General features: G+C 53.7%; 19 protein-coding genes. 4 read left to right on the forward strand and 15 right to left on the reverse strand.

All coding sequences use genetic code 11. From position 1 onward, the window contains the following. A partial coding sequence (locus B3M32_RS01865) for a hypothetical protein (protein WP_290743047.1) occupies positions 1 to 317 on the forward strand: 317 nt, incomplete at its 5' end. Positions 318 to 501: 184 nt separating this feature from the next. Here B3M32_RS01865 and B3M32_RS01870 read toward each other — a convergent pair. Further along, complete coding sequence (locus tag B3M32_RS01870; protein ID WP_290743050.1) at positions 502 to 1686, reverse strand: fibrobacter succinogenes major paralogous domain-containing protein; 1185 nt, start codon at positions 1684 to 1686, stop codon at positions 502 to 504. 189 nt (positions 1687 to 1875) lie between these two features. On the opposite strand from B3M32_RS01870, the gene leuB reads away from it, so the two are divergent. Beyond that, a complete protein-coding gene (leuB, locus tag B3M32_RS01875; RefSeq protein ID WP_073321933.1) occupies positions 1876 to 2967 on the forward strand; it encodes a 3-isopropylmalate dehydrogenase in 1092 nt (363 codons plus the stop codon). A 98-nt stretch (positions 2968 to 3065) separates the two neighbouring features. Here the strand turns inward: leuB and B3M32_RS01880 are convergent, their stop codons facing one another. The 14 genes from B3M32_RS01880 to B3M32_RS01945 all read right to left on the reverse strand — a co-directional run bounded on the left by B3M32_RS01880 (position 3066) and on the right by B3M32_RS01945 (position 16607). Continuing rightward, positions 3066 to 4268 carry a hypothetical protein gene (locus B3M32_RS01880; protein WP_290743056.1) on the reverse strand — a complete coding sequence of 401 codons (1203 nt, stop codon included), beginning with the start codon at positions 4266 to 4268 and terminating at the stop codon, positions 3066 to 3068. Beyond that, a complete protein-coding gene (locus tag B3M32_RS01885) occupies positions 4249 to 5103 on the reverse strand; it encodes a TIGR02147 family protein (protein ID WP_290743059.1) in 855 nt (284 codons plus the stop codon). The genes B3M32_RS01880 and B3M32_RS01885 overlap by 20 nt, the downstream gene beginning before the upstream one ends. Before the next feature lie 155 nt (positions 5104 to 5258). Further along, on the reverse strand, positions 5259 to 6377 hold the full coding sequence (locus B3M32_RS01890) for a hypothetical protein (RefSeq protein ID WP_290743062.1): 1119 nt from the start codon (positions 6375 to 6377) through the stop codon (positions 5259 to 5261). A gap of 19 nt (positions 6378 to 6396) precedes the next feature. Further along, positions 6397 to 7704: an MFS transporter gene (locus B3M32_RS01895; protein ID WP_290743065.1), complete on the reverse strand. Its 1308-nt coding sequence runs from the start codon at positions 7702 to 7704 to the stop codon at positions 6397 to 6399. Positions 7705 to 7726: 22 nt separating this feature from the next. Further along, the gene (locus B3M32_RS01900) at positions 7727 to 8677 is read right to left on the reverse strand and encodes a tetratricopeptide repeat protein (protein WP_290743069.1); all 951 of its coding nucleotides are present in this window, start codon (positions 8675 to 8677) and stop codon (positions 7727 to 7729) included. A 121-nt stretch (positions 8678 to 8798) separates the two neighbouring features. Next, complete coding sequence (locus B3M32_RS01905; RefSeq protein ID WP_290743072.1) at positions 8799 to 9440, reverse strand: energy transducer TonB; 642 nt, start codon at positions 9438 to 9440, stop codon at positions 8799 to 8801. An 89-nt stretch (positions 9441 to 9529) separates the two neighbouring features. Continuing rightward, positions 9530 to 9934 (reverse strand): ExbD/TolR family protein, encoded by a 405-nt coding sequence (locus B3M32_RS01910; protein WP_173305397.1) that lies wholly within the window; start codon positions 9932 to 9934, stop codon positions 9530 to 9532. Then, positions 9931 to 10623 carry a MotA/TolQ/ExbB proton channel family protein gene (locus B3M32_RS01915; RefSeq protein WP_290743077.1) on the reverse strand — a complete coding sequence of 231 codons (693 nt, stop codon included), beginning with the start codon at positions 10621 to 10623 and terminating at the stop codon, positions 9931 to 9933. The genes B3M32_RS01910 and B3M32_RS01915 overlap by 4 nt, the downstream gene beginning before the upstream one ends. Before the next feature lie 3 nt (positions 10624 to 10626). Continuing rightward, positions 10627 to 12090 carry a MotA/TolQ/ExbB proton channel family protein gene (locus tag B3M32_RS01920; protein WP_290743080.1) on the reverse strand — a complete coding sequence of 488 codons (1464 nt, stop codon included), beginning with the start codon at positions 12088 to 12090 and terminating at the stop codon, positions 10627 to 10629. 89 nt (positions 12091 to 12179) lie between these two features. Further along, the gene (locus B3M32_RS01925) at positions 12180 to 12974 is read right to left on the reverse strand and encodes a DUF3450 family protein (RefSeq protein ID WP_290743083.1); all 795 of its coding nucleotides are present in this window, start codon (positions 12972 to 12974) and stop codon (positions 12180 to 12182) included. 99 nt (positions 12975 to 13073) lie between these two features. Continuing rightward, on the reverse strand, positions 13074 to 13811 hold the full coding sequence (locus B3M32_RS01930; RefSeq protein ID WP_290743086.1) for an ankyrin repeat domain-containing protein: 738 nt from the start codon (positions 13809 to 13811) through the stop codon (positions 13074 to 13076). A gap of 124 nt (positions 13812 to 13935) precedes the next feature. Next, positions 13936 to 16245 (reverse strand): LysM peptidoglycan-binding domain-containing protein, encoded by a 2310-nt coding sequence (locus tag B3M32_RS01935; RefSeq protein WP_290743088.1) that lies wholly within the window; start codon positions 16243 to 16245, stop codon positions 13936 to 13938. Next, on the reverse strand, positions 16242 to 16439 hold the full coding sequence (locus B3M32_RS01940) for a hypothetical protein (protein WP_290743091.1): 198 nt from the start codon (positions 16437 to 16439) through the stop codon (positions 16242 to 16244). The genes B3M32_RS01935 and B3M32_RS01940 overlap by 4 nt, the downstream gene beginning before the upstream one ends. Before the next feature lie 12 nt (positions 16440 to 16451). Beyond that, positions 16452 to 16607 (reverse strand): hypothetical protein, encoded by a 156-nt coding sequence (locus tag B3M32_RS01945; RefSeq protein WP_290743094.1) that lies wholly within the window; start codon positions 16605 to 16607, stop codon positions 16452 to 16454. 79 nt (positions 16608 to 16686) lie between these two features. On the opposite strand from B3M32_RS01945, the gene B3M32_RS01950 reads away from it, so the two are divergent. Together B3M32_RS01950 and B3M32_RS01955 are read left to right on the forward strand one after the other, a co-directional pair. After that, entirely contained in the window at positions 16687 to 18771 is a 2085-nt protein-coding gene (locus B3M32_RS01950) for a thrombospondin type 3 repeat-containing protein (RefSeq protein WP_290743097.1), read from the forward strand. Further along, a complete protein-coding gene (locus tag B3M32_RS01955) occupies positions 18768 to 19238 on the forward strand; it encodes an NUDIX hydrolase (protein WP_290743100.1) in 471 nt (156 codons plus the stop codon). Before B3M32_RS01950 ends, B3M32_RS01955 begins: the two co-directional genes overlap by 4 nt. The last annotated feature ends 222 nt before the right edge of the window (positions 19239 to 19460 follow it).

Consider the following 19460-nt stretch of genomic DNA (forward strand, 5'->3'; position numbering starts at 1 on the left):
TCGAATTCGACCTTACTAACGAGACACGCCGCGTATCGTGCGACGCCCTGGGAACCTACTTCGGAGTTTGCCACAACTCCCTCCAGACCTGCATCAACACAAGTTATCACGAAGGCGGATTCATGGTGGTCTGCTCCAACGGGGAGCTTGTCGACACCGATGGCAACAACGACGGAATCGCTTGCAATTGCGAAATAACGGAAAGCAACGCCAAAGGATGTTGCTACACCAGAAGTGCCTGCTTCAAGTCAACCATCTGGTCAAGAGACCACTGCAACAAGCCCACGAAAAAAGATGAAGAAGAAAACGACGATTAATTTCATCGACATTTCAAGCAGAAAGGAACCGCAAGGTTCCTTTTTACGTTTGACAAGATGCTTCGCTCCGTGAAGAACGGCACAGTAAAGCAAGTGCGGATTGCACGGGCTAAACTTAAGTAAAACAATACGACAGGCCCATGCTCTCACCAACAAGCCTTGTTAATTCTTCAACGTGTCAATTTCAATCAGAATCCCTGACGCAACGAACAGAATGTGCGTGGGTTTTGGGCATGTACTCGGAACGCCACAAATAATCGTATTCATAAGCCAACGACGCTTGATAAGCCATTGAATTAATTTTCTCTGTACTCGTCCAAAAATACGTTCTGCCACCACCATAAGAAAAGGAACCATCGGAAAATTCTCCTGCAGGAAGCGCCGAAAAACCAAAGGGGTTGCCAGCAACTATATCTCCTTTCCATTCAAAAGACGCTTTCAAACTTGCACCAGCTGATTGTTCCCCATTATTTTTTTCAACATAATCTCCTAATTCCTGCCATTCCGAAATTGAGGCCACATGCCATTTTTCGGGACAAGCCCCTCGAATTGGTTCTGTCGCCGCACATGTTGTATAGCCATTGCCACATCCCTTTGCATTATCAGAAAAATAACCAACACTGTCCATAGTTGCGGCCCAGGTATAAAGACGACCAAATTTTGCACAATAAGTTTCATCATTTTTTATACAATAACTCTGAAGGACTATCGAACCCCGATTATTTTTTACGACATAATCGTAGTTCAAGTTTTGAGCAAACCAAACTTGAGATCCGATTTTGATCACTTTGTAAACCTGCCCATCGCGGTTATCCAAGATTTCTCCGTAACCAACTTTAGAGTTAAGATATTCCGTAGTGACATAAGAACATACTTTCTCGGCAGGGCAGTTTGTTTCATAAAAGCCGCTTTCCTGAATATCAGGATAATCTTCCCAGAAATTGCCTGCAGACGGCACCTCGTATTCAGAAGAAGACGAAGTTTCTTCTGTTGAAGATGAACTTTCTTCGAACGAAGACGATACTCCGTTGCGTTTCTCTTCAGAAGAAGAACTCTCTTCGAACAAGCTAGAAGACGGTACTTCTTCAAAATTAATTTCAGAAGAACTACTATATTCGGAGTCCGCTTTATCAGCCCGAGATGACGAACTGGACTTTTCTTCATTAATAGAAGAAGATGACTTTTCTTCTAAACTTGAGAAATTTTTTTCCTGATTTCCACTTGAGCTACTTACCGTTAATTCAGAAACAGAAGAGGAAAATTCGATTGCGGAATTGTCATCGTTTATACCTGTACCGCTATCAGAATCAGAACATGCAGAGAAACAAATAGAGGCAATAAAAAAAGTTAGCAAATTTATATGTTTCATGTTTCAAAAATAATAAAATTCATCTTACTGGTTCAATAAACGCAAAAAAAAGCGTTGCGGGGCGGCAAGCGCCCGCAGTGGGGTGACGGAAGATGCGGCGAAAGCCATGGCTACAGGCAGGGGGAGACTTCCCCCTTTCCAAGTTTTTACTATTTTTACGCCGTTCAAATTATAAACCAAGGATTAACAATGAGCAAGAATTACAAGATTGCAGTGCTTCCGGGCGACGGTATCGGCCCCGAAGTCATGAAAGAAGCTGTCCGCGTGCTGGACGTCGTTTCTAAGAAGTTCGGTTTCGACGTGAACGCCGAATGGGCAAACGTCGGTGGTGCCGCCTACGACGAAAGCGGTTCTCCGCTGCCGGAAAGCACCCTCAAGCTGGGCGAAGCTTCTGACTGTATTCTTTTCGGTTCCGTGGGTGGCCCGAAGTGGGAACACCTCCCCCCGAACCTGCAGCCGGAACGCGGCGCTCTCCTCCCGCTCCGTAAGCACTTCAAGCTTTTCTGCAACCTCCGCCCGGCTCGCGTCTACAAGGAACTCGCAGGCGCATGCCCGCTCCGCGCCGACATCGTCGGTGACGGTTTCAACATCCTCACCGTCCGCGAACTGACGGGTGACGTTTACTTTGGCCAGCCGAAGGGCCGCGAAGGCGTTCCGGGCTCCAAGGAAGAAATCGGTTTTGACACCATGAAGTACAGCCGCTACGAAGTCGAACGCATTGCCCGCTTCGCCTTTGACGCCGCCATGCTCCGCAACAAGAAGGTTGCCTCCATCGACAAGGCCAACGTGCTCACCACGAGCGTTCTCTGGCGCGAAGTCGTGAACGAAGTCATCAAGGACTACCCGGAACTGACTCTCGAACACCTCTACGTCGATAACGCCGCCATGCAGCTCCTGAAGCGCCCGCGTGAATTCGATGTGCTCCTCTGCCCGAACCTCTTCGGCGACATCCTCACCGACGAATGCGCAATGCTCACCGGTTCCATGGGTCTCCTCCCGTCCGCTTCTATCGCCGAAGGAAGCTTCGGTCTGTACGAACCGGCCGGTGGTTCCGCTCCGGATATCGCAGGCAAGGGTATCGCAAACCCGCTCGCACAGATTCTCTCCGTGGCTTTGATGCTTCGCTACACCTTCAAGGAAGAAGAAGCGGCCAAGGCTATCGAAGCGGCTTGCGAAAAGGTGATTGCCCAGGGCTTCCGCACTGGCGACATCTACCAGGAAGGCTGCACCAAGGTCGGCACGACCGGCATGGGTGACGCGATTATCAAGGCACTCGGCTAATAGCATTGTCATCCCCGCGAAGGCGGGGATCTTTTTGTGCTTACAGAAAAGCGACCGGATTTCTCCGGTCGCCTTTTTTGTCCCCCTAGCCCCCAAAATTACGGTTCTATGAAATAAATCTTCTCTATTTCGAATTCGACCGGTCGCGTATTCGAACTAGAAAATTGATATCTGAATCCTGCAAAATGTTTCAAAGCAGTTTCTTTATCAATCTGGGAACCATACCGTGAAAATCCAAAGTCATCCCACGACACGCAGTTCGGGGCCGCCCTGGGAGTCAATTCAACTTTGTACAACGTATCGTTCACGACGGCATTCAACGAATCGCCCATATCCAGCATGACCTTGACAACGGCATCGGCATAATGCATAAAGCAAACTCCTTCCTTGTCGCTTACATCAAAAACACTATGCCCCTTCTTCGTCGCTTTCCCATCAGGCCAGATGCCCAAGGATACATAGGCATCAGCACCGTTGTCATTTAGGACAAAGACGGCCTTTCCCGACAATTTGTCTTCTTCATTATTCCATTCGAAGTGTGAATCACCACCATACGCAGAATCATTTTCGTAAAGACCAATATATGTTCCCGTTAGGCTATCAACACCCGTTTCCAGATTTGAAGTCGATGCATCCCAGATGAGATTTTTCTTGGTTTTCAAAGCTTCTGCACAAGCGCCGAGATTCCTTTCCGCTTTTTGAATGTAAAGATTCTTAGCCACCGTAAAGACCTCAACAGAATCCTTATCGTTCTTGATTCCCAGTTCCTGCAAAAAATCTTTATATCCTTTTGTATAATACACCTGATCGCTATTGCACCGATAAGACTTGATAAAAAAGTCAACGCTGAAATTTGATTCTCTTTTAATCAAGGGTTTTGTCTTTAAATACCTCCGGGCACAAGTCCGAGTCGCCTCGTCTACCGATTCATCTTGTGACAAGGAATCCAGTTCGCTCTTAAATTCCGCATTGGCAAAATCGTCCGCATTCCAAGTATAATCCATCTCATAAACGGACCTCTCATCAAGAATTTCCTCGATATTGCAGGAATCCGGAACATCTTCCGAATTGAGAGGATTTTGATGGACAACAAAACAAGTGTTTTGAGCAACAAGAATCGTATCCCCTTCCTGTCCATCCACATAAGAACGAATAGAAGCACACGATTGCCTATTAAATGTCGATGGATTCCTCATGTTCGGGTCTTCGGTAGACCCAGCGACAGATGTATCGTTATCGGAACATGCCACCCAAAAAAGCATTGTTCCCAAAACAAGTAGATTATACAGATTCTTTTTCATTTTTAGCATCCTCCAAGTTATTCAGTTTCCACGTCATCGGGAACAGCTGCACGTTCAGACGGTAAATCTGGTCGGCCTCCTCTGCATCCGAAACAATGGCAATAATTTTTTTTCTGAACGCATCCACTTCTTGCGCAATGCGTTCGTAACATTCCCTATTGACCGCAAAGGTAACGCCCGATACGTTACGGTCCTGCGGCCCAAAGCGATCGATGGATTCCATGGCAAGGCCCATCATCTTGCGTTGCATCGCATGCACGGCGTAAGCCATGCCCTCCCTGGATGCCGTCACATTCTTCTCGGTCTGGCGGTAGGCGCCGTCGGTATTCTTCTTCAAGAATCCCGCCTTGGTGAGGAACTCGAGTGACGAGGCGACTTCGGCAGCAGAAATATCGTTGCAGCACATCTTCGCGATTTGCCCCGGAGTCGCCCCCGGCATCATCGGAGCCAGTTCGCGGACAACGGGATTCTTCCAGCCGTCAAAATACTCGACGGCCTCCTTGTCTACAACGCGCACCTTGTACTCCAGCGCAATCTTCTGCATTTCCTTAAGGTACGTCGCCTTGCGTTCGCCTTCCTTGGCGTTGCCGTAATTGACCATCGCCTTGAAATAGTCCACTTCGTAGCCAGCGAGTCCCATCGCATTTACCATGCGGTCCATCGTCACGCGGCTCAAGTTGCTTTTGCCTTCACTCACGAGCCTCAAGTAGGTGGGAGAAGAAAATCCTGCCACCTTCGCGAACTCCCTCCAGGAAAAGTACGAGGTCCTCTTGCGTTCCTCGTAATAATCCTTGATGAGGAAGTGATAATCTTGATATTCAACTATCGGTTTCATGTCTTTAAATATAGCTTGATTTTTCAAAGAATGATACAAAATGTTTGTTTTTAAGAAGAAAATATGTTCTTTTTTAAAAATATTTCATATATGACACATTTTTAAGTGCATATAGCACAACCGCCCTTAGGAGGGGGTTCAATCAAGCGATAAAACTAGTCGTCACGGTTGTCAAAAGCCTGGGCTTCTTCGGGCTCTTCGACGGTCCAGTCGCGAATATGGGCGGCCAGTTCTTTCTGGCCGTCTTTTTCTAGCTGTGCGGCAATTTCATTGAGGACATCGGCATCCTGCGCGGTCAGCTCGCGTTCGAACATGTCGAGATAGCCCTTGAGCACGTCGTAGGCCTTCAGCGCAACAAGGAGTTGCAGGAATTCCATGTCGAAACCTTCCCCGCTGCGGAACTTGGCGTAGTCGCGCAACATGGACTGCGCTTCAGACGGTGCGACAATGCTGCAGAGACGGCCCAGGTGGATGACCTTGGGGAACGTCTCGTAGAGACGGCGGGCAATCTTCACGCAGTCGGACTTGCGGCCTTCGCGGTCGGCAATGGCGGCCATCAGGTCGAGATAAGCTTCTTCGTCCTCTGCGCCGGGGTCACGGACGTCGCCGAGCCACTGCTTGGCGAGTTCGATATTGCCCGCGACAAAGTGTTCGTTCGCGATGTCGATGAGCGTCGCGTTGCTCTTGTCCGGGTCTTTGAGAAGCGCGGCCTTGGCAAAATCTTCCACATCCTTGATGGAATCAGCCATGTCGCAGATGGCGTCCAGAACGTCTTCGCGGTTTTCGAGTTCCACCTCGTCCACGGTCTCGGTCAGTTCCACCACAAGCGACTTGGCACGTTCTTCGGGCATAATCTCGTTCAGCGAGAGGAATACGACGGAACGGCCTTCTCCGCCCACGTGGCGCAAAGCCAAATCATGAATCAGGTCGGCGACATAGTCCTTGTCGTCGTACTGGCAGGCCAGTTCCACAAAGAAAGTTCCGGCATCGTAGAAGAGGCTATCCCACTCTTCGCGTTCCTCGTCTTCGGCCTTGAACGGAAGGAAATCCGCACGCAGCGTCCAGGCGAGCAGTTCGAGCTTAAGGCGGGCATCCTTGAAGCCTTCGATGTCGTCGATGGTCTGCGCAATGAATTCGTACAGTTCATCCGGGCGATGCAACAGTCGGCTTTCACCGTTGATGACTTGCTTGAGCGTATCGCGGATGCGGTCTTCCTTGCCGCGGAAGGCTGCGGCACCGCTATGGGATTTCCAGACTTTCTTTTTCTTTGCCATAGCCCAAATGTAGAAACATTTAACGGCTGCGTGACTTGAGGAGTTTCTCGCGTTTTTGTTTTCGGCGGAGGCGGCGGCGTTCACGGCGGGAGCGCTTACGCTGTTCTTCCATCGTCTTCACCTGCTGAAGCACGTCCATGATGCGTTCGGTGGCAAAGGCGTTATTGAGCTTCTTGCGCGTCACCCAGTCGAGCAGGCAAACACAAACGAGGAGCGAGCCCACGAAAAAAGCAAGGGCGATGGGCCAGACGATAGCGGAAAAATGGCCCGCGATAAAGCCGAACGCAGGCGGCATGATGATGGAACCGAGGTACGAACCCGCCATCTGGATACTGATGGCCCTGCCCGAAAGTTCTTCGCCGAACCGCGCCGGAGTCGCATGGATTAGCGACGGGTAGACGGGCGCACAACCGAGACCGAGCAGGCATATACAAACCGGAGTCACCCACAGCGGCAGCGGAAGCACCAGGACCATGCAGCCGACGACGACAATCGCGATACCCGCATGTACCAGGCGCATGTCCGTAAAGCGGATGGCGAAAAAGCCGCTGAGGATGCGGCCGACCATCACGGAGGCGAACATGAGCGAAACGGCGAGCGCGCCCACCTCGGGCTCGAAACCGCGGGCCACCAGATACGTACCGCACCAAAGGCTCGTCGAGATTTCAAGCGAGGAATAGAAGAAGAACGTCCAGAACGAAAGCTTCATTCCCGGCACGCGCAACGCGGCCCGGAGCGAGATATCGGACATTTTCGAAGCCGGAGCCTGTCTGGAATCGCCGCGTTCCACCCGCTTCCATATCGGGAGCGAAACGAGCATCATGACCGCGATGACACCGAGCAACAGTGCCACCAGTTCGTAAGCGCCGCGCCAGCCGAAACCGAAGAAGGCGGAACCCGCAAGCAGCGCGGGACCGAGGCAGGCACCGATGCCCCAGCTCGCGTGAAGCCAGCTGGTATGCTTCGATTCCAGATGGATTGCCGCAAAGTTGTTCATCGCGACATCGATGGCACCGGCGCCAAGCCCCATCGGGACGGCGAACAGGCACATCACCCAGAACGCGGGCGCAAAGCCGTAACCTACCGACGCGACCGCCGTCAGCGCGATACTCACAAAGACGAGCCTGCCCGTACCGAAAAGGCGCAACAGCCTCGGCGTAACGAGGCTCGAGACAATCGTCCCGACACTCACGATAATCGAAAGGAGGCCTGCTGCCGAAAGCGGGGCATGCAGGTCAAGCTGCATCAGCGGCCAGGCCGCCCCTAAAACCGTATCCGGAAGCCCAAGGCCGATAAAGGCCACGTATATGACAATCAGGAGAAACAAGCGCTACACCACAAGAAACATTCTACTTCTTCTCGCGAATCCGCTTGTACAGGCTTTCAGCCTTCTCGGTATCGCCCGCGTTGGAATACACGTGACCCACGTTCTCGGCACCGATTCGTCCCTGCGAACTGCCGGCAAGCCAGGCCTTCATGTAACATTCGAAAGCTTCATCGTAGCGCTTCTGGTTGAAATAGATCTGTCCCAAGTCCAGATTAAGGTCACCCTTGCCCTTGTTGTGGCGCAGGCCTTCTTCCAGCGTGAAGATGGCCATCCACGGCGATTCGTTCTTCACGTACATCTGCGCCAGATAACGGCGGGCCGAAACGTTTTCCGGATCCATCAAAAGTCCGTTTTCCATCTCATTCAGGGATTGCCTCGTGGAATCCATGCTGCGGTAGTAATAGGCCAGCGTAAAGTGCACGTCGGCACCCGCGGTGGCCGTCATCTGTAAAGCATTCTGAAGCGTCTTGATAGCATACTCGTAGTCGCCCAGCTTCTCGTAGACTTCGGCGAGGCCGTACCAGGCGTCCATGCGGTCGGGGTTCAGCTGCAGGGCGCGTTCGAAGTTCTTCTGCGCCAAGGTCCAGTCACGCCCCTTCAGGTAGCATTCCGCAAGCGCAAAATGCACGTGGTCGGATTCCACTCCGAGTTCTATAGCGCGGTTGTACGCGGCAATCGCATCGCCCGGCGAATCTCCCAGGTAATAGAGGTCACCCAGGAGCATCCACGCCTTCTCGAAATTCGGCAATAGTTCCACGGTGCGCTTGTATGCGACCATCGCCACCTGCTTGCGGTCAAGCTGCACCATGGCGTTACCGAGGTTGAACCAGGCGAAGGGTTCGTAACGGCCCTCGTCAATCGCCGCACGGTAAAGCGGGACCGCCTCCTTGAACTTTCCCTGGTCGTAGAGTTCGTTCGCCTTGAAGAAATAGTCTTCGGCAGCGAAAAGCGGAACCGCAAAGATAAAAAGCAAGACGAAAGACGAAAAGCCTGCCCTGAGCCTGCCGAAGGGACGAAAGACGAGAGAATAAGCGCAAAATTCTTTCGTCTTTCGTCTGTAGCGACGCTGTAAGCGGCGCGTTCTTTCGTCTAATCTATTTGACAAAGCGGAACTCCTTTGTGGCCCTCTGCGCCACGGGGTATCCGCCGAGATGTGCGGGACTGAACTTCCATTGCCTTACGGCCTTGAGCGCTTCGTTTTCGAATCCGTAGCCGGGCGGATCGAGCGTCATCACGCTCGCCTGTGCCACGTCACCATAAACATCGATAACGATCATCACCTTCACGTAGCCGGAAATGCCCATCTTTTTCGCACGTTCCGGGAACTTGGGCTGAATCTCCTTGAGGACCTGGGCCTGCTCGTCCACCTCGCCCGCCTCATAGACGACATTCTCCATCGAGCCCGTCCCTACGGCCACGCCATCGCCAGCCGCACCGCGGGCAAGCGAGAGGTCCATCTGGAAATTCTGGCTGCGCGAGACGCCCATGTTCGCCGAAATCTTGAACGGGTTCGGGTTCACGATGGTGCGGATGACCTTCTGCTTCACCTCGGGCTTTTTTTCGCTCACGAGCACTTCGACTTCGGTAACGGCGTCGAGTTCCTTTTCCGCCTTGACGCCCTTGTCAAAGAACAGCGCGTTCAACACCGGCACGGCAAGGAAGAACACCGCGCTCACCACGAAGGAGAGCACGAATGCCGCCGGGAACCGGAAATATTTCGCCAAGAAGTCAAGCATAAATAGTGATTAGTGGTTAGTGGTTGGTGGTTGGTGATTAGTGCTTTAGAAATAGTCCTAATCACTGCTTACTAACCACTGTTTACTGATTATTCCTCCTTATTCGCAGAAATGGAAACCTTGCGGACCTTGGCCAAATTGCATTCGTCGAGGATGTCCACGACCACTCCGTTGGGGGCATCGCGGTCGCTCACGATAATCACGGGGCGGTCGGGAGCTTCGGCCATCATCTGGCGAAGCACCGTCTGTAGCGTCGAGAGGTTCACCTGGGTTTCGTTGATGTGGATTGTCCCCTGGCGCGTCACACCGATCAATATGCTTTCCTTCGCGAGTTCCTTCGCGGAACTCGCCTTCGGCTTGGTCACGTCCACACCCGTCTCGCGGGTAAACGTCGACGTCACGATAAAGAAGATGAGCAGGATGAACACCATGTCGAGCATCGGCGAAACGTCAATACCGCCGGCATCGCGCGTCCTCTTACGAATAAAACTCATTTTTCCTCCTTCGCAGGCATGTCCTCTGCGACGGGGTCGGCCAATTCGGCACCCTTGTTTTCAAAAGCGTAGGTTTCAAACTTCAACGCCTCGCTCCAGGCTTCGTCTTCGACTTTCTCCACGCAGCCGGCGAGATAGTTATAGGCAAGCATCAGCGGGAACGCCACCAGGAGTCCCGCCTGCGTCGTCAGCAGCGCTTCCGATATGCCGTCTGCAAGAAGCACCGGATTCCCGAAACCAAACTGCTGGATAGTCTCGAATGTATGCACCATGCCCGAAACCGTTCCCAAGAGTCCCATCATCGGCGCGAGCGCCGCGCATGTCGAAATAGTCTTAAGGGACTTGGAAAGATTTACGGAAATGCCGTGGCGGGTCGCCTCCATCGCGTTGCGCACGGCGACAGGCCCCTGGGCGCGGTATTCATGCACATCCTTTACCAAAGCATAGAAATAACCATAAGGGCGACTCGCCAGCTTTTCGATGGCGTAGTCCTCTCCCCACTTTTGCAAATTCTTCCAGAACGCAGAAACGGACTTGCCCTTGAGCATGAAGTAGTAGCCGTAGCGTTCGAGCATCAGGAACCAGCCGAACCATCCGAGCAAGAAGATAGGCGCAAGCACCCATCCTCCCCTGAAGAGGATATTCATGGCCGCTTCGAAAAGCGAATTCTGGTCGACGCCTGCGATCAAGGACTACTTTTCCTTTATCCAGAGGGCATTGAGCACGGCGAGGCCGGCCTTTTCCATGCGCGAACGGAGCGCATCGCAGCGGTTCACGAGGAAGGTATGCAGGAGCTGCAGAGGAATGGCGGCCATAAGGCCCGCTTCCGTCGTCACGAGGGCGATCGAGATACCGCCGGCAAGGAGCTTCGGGTCGCTGGTGCCGTGCATCGTGATGACGTCGAAGAGCTCGATCATACCCATCACCGTACCCAAGAGGCCGAGCAGCGGTGCGGTAGAAGCGAACACGGAAACCCACGTGAGCCCGGATTCAATCTTAGGGACTTCGGCAGAGAACAGCTCTTCCAGGGCTTTCTCCGCGCTCTCGCGGCCCGGATAGGGCTTCGAGAGCACAGTCCGCAAGACCTTGCCGACCTTGCCGAACGACTTTGCGGACTGCGCGCGCGCCGTCTCGACATCACCCTTTTCAAGCGCCTTGAGCGCGCGCCGCGTAGAAAGCCCGCCAAAGCTCGCCACAAGGAGCCAGATGAACTTGATGAGGAAGATGAGCAGGCCGAGCACGAACAGCGTCGCAATCGGATACATCAGGATGCCGCCGTTCTTGAAGAATTCCCTGGCATCGTCCTTCCAGGTCGTCTCCGTATGGTTCGCAAGTTCGCTCGAAAGCTCCGTACTCAGGAGCACGTCCACGGGAACCATCACGTATGCGGAATCACGGACATTCCTGAACACGGTCGCAATTTCTTTCTTGGTATCGGGAGTCAGGTTTTCTTGCCAGCTGTAGACGCGCTTCTTTTCGCCGGCCACCGGGAGCATCAACGCCGCCGGATGGAGACCGTTGATATCGACGGCGTTCGCCATCTGCATGGCGAAGAGGCCTCCCAAACGCATACGGTCGCCCTGAGCCACGGCCGTACCGAACATCAGGTCCGCTTTTTCGACGTTGCTTTCACGCGTGAATGCCATCTCGGCACGGGCGGCATCGAGAATCCCCTTGGCGATACGGAGAGGGTCGTCCCTGTAGAGCGCCATTTCCTTCTTCACCTTGTTCTGGATTTCGACGCGTTCAGTCATCTTGGACGGGACGCCCTGTTCCTGGAACTTCGCCAACGTCTCCAGCCTATCCGGGCCTGCAGCGAGCGACAGGAATTCCGCACGCGCCTTTTCGGCCTGGAGCTTCACCTGGGCAAGGTCTTCGCGCGCCACGCGCACGTCTTCGAAAAGGCGCGCGCGTTCTGACATGAGCGCATCGACCTTTTCCTTGCTCTCCTGGTATTTCTCGTTGAACATCTCGCGTTCCTGGTTCGCCGTCTCGCGGTCCTTCCAGCGGGCGGCAACGGCCATGTCGCGTTTTTTGCGGGCCTCTTCCAGGTCGGCCTTCGCGCTGTTGAGTTCGGCGCGTTTCTTGACGGCGTCGATATCGGAATTCTGCTGGGCAAAGGATAGCGGGGCGAAACAGAATAGCGCAACCAACACTAAACGCAAAATAAATGACTCAGGATGACACAACATTCCGAATTCCGAATTCCGAATTCCGAATTTCACATTACACATTTCAAATTTCATCATTCAGCCTCCTTCGGAATGGAGACCGGTATGGTCACAAGCCTAGGAGCAGTCTTGCCTTCGGCAACCTTCATCACGTCTTTCAGCACGGTACGCATCGCCAAGTCGTCGGATACGTTCTTCCAGGCGTAGCCGCCATCGTCCGTACGCGAAAGCCACAGCACATCGTTCCCGTCATTGCTCACGAAAACAGACGCGACAGCTCCATAACGCAGGAACGTCCCCGGCACGCTGCGGGCATCCACCTGCAAGAAACCCTTCCACACTTCGGTCGTGTAGCCGAGGCGGATGCGGTCATAAAACACTTCCAATGTGCGGTTCAGGGCATCGTCGGACTCGATGACGCCCTTGTGGAGCTGGTCGGCGATTTCCTGCACGCTCTTCACGGTTTCCTCGTTCCGGTACGGGAAGTCGGATTCAAAGACGGGAACTAGGGAATCGATTACCTTCGCCAAAGATTCGTTATAGCGGGCCTTGCGACCGTCGAACCACTTGATTGTACCCAGGGCCTTCTGGCGCGCTTCGGCAATATGGTTCAGCTCGGCCTTGAGCGAGTCAATTTCTGCCTTGACGGACTTGGTCTGGCTGGATATCGCCTGGACCTTCTTGCGCCCGACCTCGACGAACTCGGCATGGCGTTTCTTTTCGGCGTCATGCAGATTCTTTTCGCGGGCAGTTTCCGCCTCCACAGCCTTTATCTGCTTGCGGACGCTTTCTACCGTTTCCTGGGCACCAGCCAACACGCAGGCCAAGCCCAGGCACAACAAAATTCTTGATAAAACAGTGGATTTCATATGTAAAGAAAAAATACAAAGAACCGCGGCCACTAGACCACGGTTCTTTTCGAAAAACAAGTTAAAAACAGAATAGTTCTGCCAACTGAGGCAAAGCCACTACTTCTTGGAGTCCTTGAAGTACTGCGGAGTATTCTTGGCGCCGGCCTTCTTCAGGGCCTTGATCAAGCGCGGATATCCTTCGTTCGTAGCCCAGTCGAGCACGGAATAGCCCTGGCCGCACTTCGCGTTCACGTCGACACCCTTATTGATGAGGAACATCATCGCATCGTAGTTGCCGGACTTGACCGTCCAGTGGATGGGCAGATAGCCGTCAGCGCTGCGGTTTTCGAGCGGAGCGCCAGCATCAGCCAAGAGTTCGAGCATGTCGACCTTGCCAGTCTTCGCGGCAATCAGGACAGCCGTACCCAGCGTAGCCGGATCGACACCTTCTTCCTTGAGCTTGGCGAGAAGGCGAATGACGGCATCCTTGTTGCCCATCATCACGGCATTATCGATAACCGGTTCACCGTTGCCGTTGCGGACATCGGCCTTGGCACCATGGTCGAAGAGGTAGTTCAGGACCATCACGTTGCCCTTGTTCGCGGCAATGGCGACAGCATTGTTGCCGTTGTCGGCGAGAGCGTCAATTTCGTAAGCAGCCTGCAAGAAGAGAGTCATCTTGGCTGTGTCGCCCTGTGCAGCAAAAGAAACGAAGTTATTCGGGGTAAAACCGATTTTCTGCTTGGTCAAATACTTACGCACGGACTGCGGATCGTTCGGGTCCAGCTTATCGTCGCAGGCGGTAAGGGAAAGCAGCATGCCAAGAGCGCAAACACAAAGCAACTTCTTTTTCATAAAAAACTCCATATAGGGTGTTCTTGAATTTTTATGTCGTTAAAATACTCTTTTTTTTGCGAATTTATCAATATAAAAAACATTTTTCATAAAAAATAGGCATCCCGGGACTTTTTGTAAATTTCTATTTACCTTGTTTCTTTATCTTCAATTTGTCCCCGACCTTGATTTTCGTGTCGTTCAGCGAGTTCCATTTCACGATATCTTCAATTGTCACGCCGTACTGGCGAGAGATATCCCACAGGCCCTCGCCCTTCTTGACGTCGTGCACGATAAAGCCGTCTTCGGCCCCCTGGGCCGCAGGAGCGCCCGCTGCCGGAGCCGTGCCGGCAACCTTGAGTTTCTGTCCCGGATAAATGGACGTGGATTCGCCGAGGCCGTTGAGCGCCTGGATAGAGGCGACCGTCGTGTTGCATTTCTTCGCGATAGCGAACAAATTGTCCCCGGACTGCACCGTATAGGTATCACCAGTAAACTTGGTCTCTTCTTTCTTCGGTTCCGGCTTCTTCACGAGGGCGTCCTGTTTCTTGGCAGGGGCGACCTTCTGCTTCTTGGGCTGCACAAATTCGGGAATCACCAGGGAATCTCCCACAGTAAGGCGCTTGTTGAAGCCACCGTTGACTTCGAGAAGCAGCATCACGGGAACACCATAAGATTTGGCAATGTCGGCATAGGTATCGCCAGCCTGTACGGCGTATTTTTCGCCCTTCTTGAGCGGAACACGGCTAACCGCGGCTCCGTCCGAAGGTTTCATTTCGGGCTTGGATACGAACAAAGTGTCGCCCGCCTTGGCTATTCCCGCCGCATCCATAGAATTCCAGGTACGCAGCGATTCCTGCGAGACACCGAAAAGCCTGGCGACAGAAGCCAGGTCCTCGCCCGGTTTCACCACGTACGTCTTGACCTTCACGGGTTTCTTGCCGGTAGACTTTTTCGGCGTGACCTTGATGGGAATCAGCAGGGACTTGCCCGCGCGGATGCGGTCGTTCTTCATGTCGTTCGCCTGCTTGAGTTCCGTAATCGAAATCCCGTACTGGCGGGCAATCGCCCCAAGCGTCTCCCCCTTCTTCACCTTGTGGTGATGCCAGCTAGAGAAGTTGTTCTTCTCCATCTTGTCGTAACCTTCGACAAAGGCACTACGCGTACCGACCGGCAGGCGGAGCAGGTAGCTGTCCTTGTTGGGCGGCGTACACCACTTCACGAGTTCCATGTTGAGCGTGCGGAGCGTATCTTCGGTAACCTTCAAAAGCTTGGCGACTTCTTCGAGCGGGAACGAATCGAAAACCGTCACCGTATCGAATTCAGGCTGGTACTGCTTTTCGACCTTCATCTCGTACTGGTCCGGGAAATGCCCGATTACCATCGCTGCCAGAATTCGGGGCACGTAGCGCATGGTTTCCTTGGGCAGCTCCAGTTCCCAATAGGTCACCGCCTTCGTGGAATCGCGCAAGGTATCGGCCATCATTTCCTTGACAAGGCGGCGTACACGGCCTTCGCCGCAGTTGTAGGCGGCCATGGCCAGAAGCCAGTCGTTAAATTCGTCGTGCAGGCGCTTAAGGTACTTGAGCGCGGCCATCGTCGCCTTCTCGGGATTGCGGCGCATGTCGACCCAGTAGTCGACTTCGAGCCCGTAACGCTTGCCCGTCTCGGGAATGAACTGCCACATTCCAGAAGCCTTCGCACGACTGTAAGCCTTCACCTTGAATCCCGATTCCACCAGGGCAAGATAGATAAGGTCCTTAGGCATCCCCATCTGCGAGAGCTGTGCATAGATCATGGAGTCATAGGCGGTCATGCGGTTGAGCGAGCCTTCCGTGAAATTGCGGGCCCCGTTCGTCATGTAGAAGATTTCCTGCATCACCCGCTCGTTGAATTCCACCGCCAAGGTGAACTGCTTGACATCGAGCGTATCGAGGAAGTTTTCGATAACCTGCAGCGAGGCACTGTCGGCCGCAGTTTCGTCCAGGGCGTCGATACCGTCGATGGAGACATCGTTCTGCTTGAAATTCTCGACATTCTCGCCCAGGTCGGCGACGTTCGGGTAGACTTCGTCCAAAGCACGGACGATACGCGCGGGCATCATGGCGCGGTATGCGGAATCCAGGTCCTGCGGCACGTTGCGGTAAAGGGTATCGTACTTTTCGGAAACTAGCTGACGGAGGGATTCGTCGAGATAATGCCTGGCCAGGAGCCATTCGTGGTTATCCATGGCCTCGAGGGCGTAACGGTAATAAGTCCAGGAAGGGCGCGCCGCGAGCGAATCGGGGACCGTCTCGCGGAGAGCGATTTCGGCATAAGATACCGAATCCGGCACCTGAGGTTCGGCTCCGCTCAGGGGGCTTGGCTGCACGGTCTGCTTTGGCGAGCAGGCAGACAGCAACAGCACCGAAGCGCCTGCCACAAGGAATCTCAGCAGTTTATCCGATAAAATCACTGGTCGTAATCCAAATCTTCTGCGTAATCAGACCAAATTTGGTCTCGTCTGAACGTGGGACGGTCGAAATCGACTTCTTCGTCTAGTTCTTCCTCCTCTTCCTCGATTTCCTCCTCTTCTTCGGGAAAAGGAACAGGAACATCGAAAGCATCACCTTTAGGACGACGACCGCACTGGCGGGCAAACGTTAACATAAAACCTCTTCGTTAGTGCAAAACTTTTTCGACGCCGTACAGAATTACCCCGCACAGCACGATAGACGCGACTATCTGCAACAGGATAACGATACGGTTGAGCCGGTACGCCTTCTGCGACTTACGATGCCACGGGGGCAGACCGGCATTTAAATCCTTTTTTTTCATTTCGGAAAAGAAATATACACATAATCGGCATTCTACGAATGGGGAATTCTTTTTTTTTATATAATTTCTAGCGAATTCCATGAGAAAAATTCTCTACATAGTTCTTGCCTCGGCAACGCTGCTCTTTGCCCAGGTCGGCATCGCCCGGAACGCCCACGGCATAAGGGTACCGTCGGCCTATACCCTGGAGCAAGGATTCGTGTACATCGGGGCGAACATCGAGAATATCAGCGACGGAAAACCCCTGGCGCTGGACGGCTATACCGACATGGCCACCGGCACGACAACCCCGGCAGACAACAATGCCGCGGCAGCAGGCTGGGGCATGCAGGTGGGATACGGCGTATTCGACTTCCTGGAACTCGGACTGTCCCTCCCCTTCTACTACGAAAGCGAAGTCGACGGTACAAACCTAGAGGGAACGGGCCTGGGAGATATCCAGGGTTCGGCAAAGATAAGCGTACCGCTGAACCTCCCCATCTTCCTGAGCTTCGAAGGGGACATCTACGCCCCGACAGGCACCAAGAGCCGCGGGTTCAGGCCGCGCCACGCCTGGTTCATCGAACAGGAAAAGCCTTCGTACGCCTATACCAGCGGGAACTTCACGCTGGCGGCAACATCCTTCATTTCAGTTGATTTCTTCGGGATTCTCCTCTGGAACAACTTCGGCAGCTACCTCACACCCATGGGCAGCGGAAGCAACGTTTTCCTGTGGGGCTCCGGACTGGAACTCTTCCCCAAAAAGATGATCAGCCTTATTGCCGAAGTTTCGGGGGAAACCCGTATCCACAAGCTGAACAGCTTCGAGAACCTCCTGAACGAATCGGCCAGATTCACCCCCGGCCTCCGCCTGCACCTGCCCGGACGGACCGATCTCGTATTCGGCGCAGACATCGGCCTCGACTTCCTGCGCGGGCGCAATGCCGGCAACGGAATCGAGATTATCCGCAAGGACAAGGACAAGACAATCCAGTACGAAATTCCCAGCACGCACAAGACAACCTTCGTTTTCGCCATCACGAAAACGCTTGATTTCAGCTGGAAGGACACCGACCACGACGGTGTCGCCGATCGTCTGGACATGTGTCCCGGATCGACTTTCGGAGTCATGGTCAACAACCGCGGATGCCCCGTGGACCAAGACCAGGACGGCGTCCTGAACATCGTCGACGACTGCCCCAATACTCCCTTCGGCATCGAGGTGGACTTCTTCGGCTGCCCGCTCGACGAAGACAAGGACAGCATACCGGACTATCAGGACAAGTGTCCCGGAACGCCGCATGGCACGGCTGTCAACAAGGACGGCTGTACCCGTGACACCGACCAGGACGGCATTGACGACAACAACGACCTTTGCCCCGAAACATCGCGCGAAGAGCAGGTCAACACAAGCGGCTGCCCCATCGACAACGACCATGACGGCGTCTTGAACGAAAACGACAAGTGCCCCGAGACCCCGTCGGGACAGCCCGTCGACAGGGACGGCTGCCCGCTGGACTACGATAACGACGGAGTCCCGGACAATCTGGACAGATGCCCGAATTCCCACCCAGACGAACATGTGGACGCCTTCGGATGTCCGACGGACCAGGACCATGACGGCGTTCCCGATACGAAGGACCAGTGTCCCGATACGCCGGACGGATTCTCCGTCGACCAGAGCGGCTGCCCCTCCGACAATGACAACGACTCCATCCCGGACGACCTGGACAAGTGCCCCAACACGCCCGCAGGGGCCCCGGTAGATTCGACCGGTTGTCCGAGCGACTCCGACGAAGACGGTGTGGCGGACTACCTGGACAAGTGCCCGGAGACATTCCCCAACGTTCTCGTGAACGCCCATGGCTGCCCGTACAACAACAAGCTGAACCTGAGCAGCATCGCCAAGCAGGTCAAGTTCCACAACAACAAGGAAGAGCCCCTCAATTCCGCCTACACGGCCATCAACGACGTCATCGAGCTGATGCGCCGTTACGAATTCGACCTCGAAATCGAGGTCTCCGCAAGCGGTCCAAACGCCCAAGCGCTCTCGGAAGCGAGGGCCCAGCATATCGGCGACGTACTGGAAATCAAGGGATTCGGCAAAAAACGCGTCAATATCAAGGCGGTAGGCTCCGCATTCCCGTCCGGAGTCCGGTTTACCGCGAAAGGCATCAAGAGATGATCAACACCACGCTCTGCTACATCGAACAGGACGGCAAGTACCTTCTGCTACACCGCGTCAAGAAGAAAAACGACATCAACAAGGACAAGTGGATAGGCATCGGCGGCAAGTTCGAGGAGAAGGAGTCTCCCGAAGACTGCATCCGCCGCGAGGTGCTCGAAGAGACCGGGCTCACGCTGACCAAGATGCGCTACCGCGGCATCGTGACCTTCATCAGCGACGGCATGGCCGAGACGGAATTCATGCACCTGTTCACGGCCACCGGATTCACGGGGACGCTCAAGGAATGCGACGAAGGGACCCTCGAATGGGTCCCCAAAAAAGCCGTAGCAGAACTCCCCCACTGGGACGGAGACCTGATTTTCCTAGACCTGCTGGAAAAGGACTGCCCGTTTTTCTCGCTCAAGCTCGCCTACAAGGGCAGCACGCTCGTCGAAGCCGTCCTGGACGAAAAAACGCTACTTTAATTCCCGGCCAGCGGCCAAAATATGCTTTTCGTCACATTTTACATCTTTTTTTCAATTAACCCCTTTTCAAAACGGGAAAAAAAAGCAATATTTGATAATACTCCAAACCAACCCCAAAGAAGCCGACCTTCAAAAGGTCGGCTTCTTACTTTTTAAAGGGAAAAAACGTCGCGCTGCGAAGCAGCTACCATTTGGCCAGGGCAGCCCTGATTAATAAAGTGT

It is taken from the genome of Fibrobacter sp. UBA4309 (assembly GCF_002395745.1).
In the GTDB taxonomy this organism is placed as follows: Bacteria; Fibrobacterota; Fibrobacteria; order Fibrobacterales; family Fibrobacteraceae; genus Fibrobacter.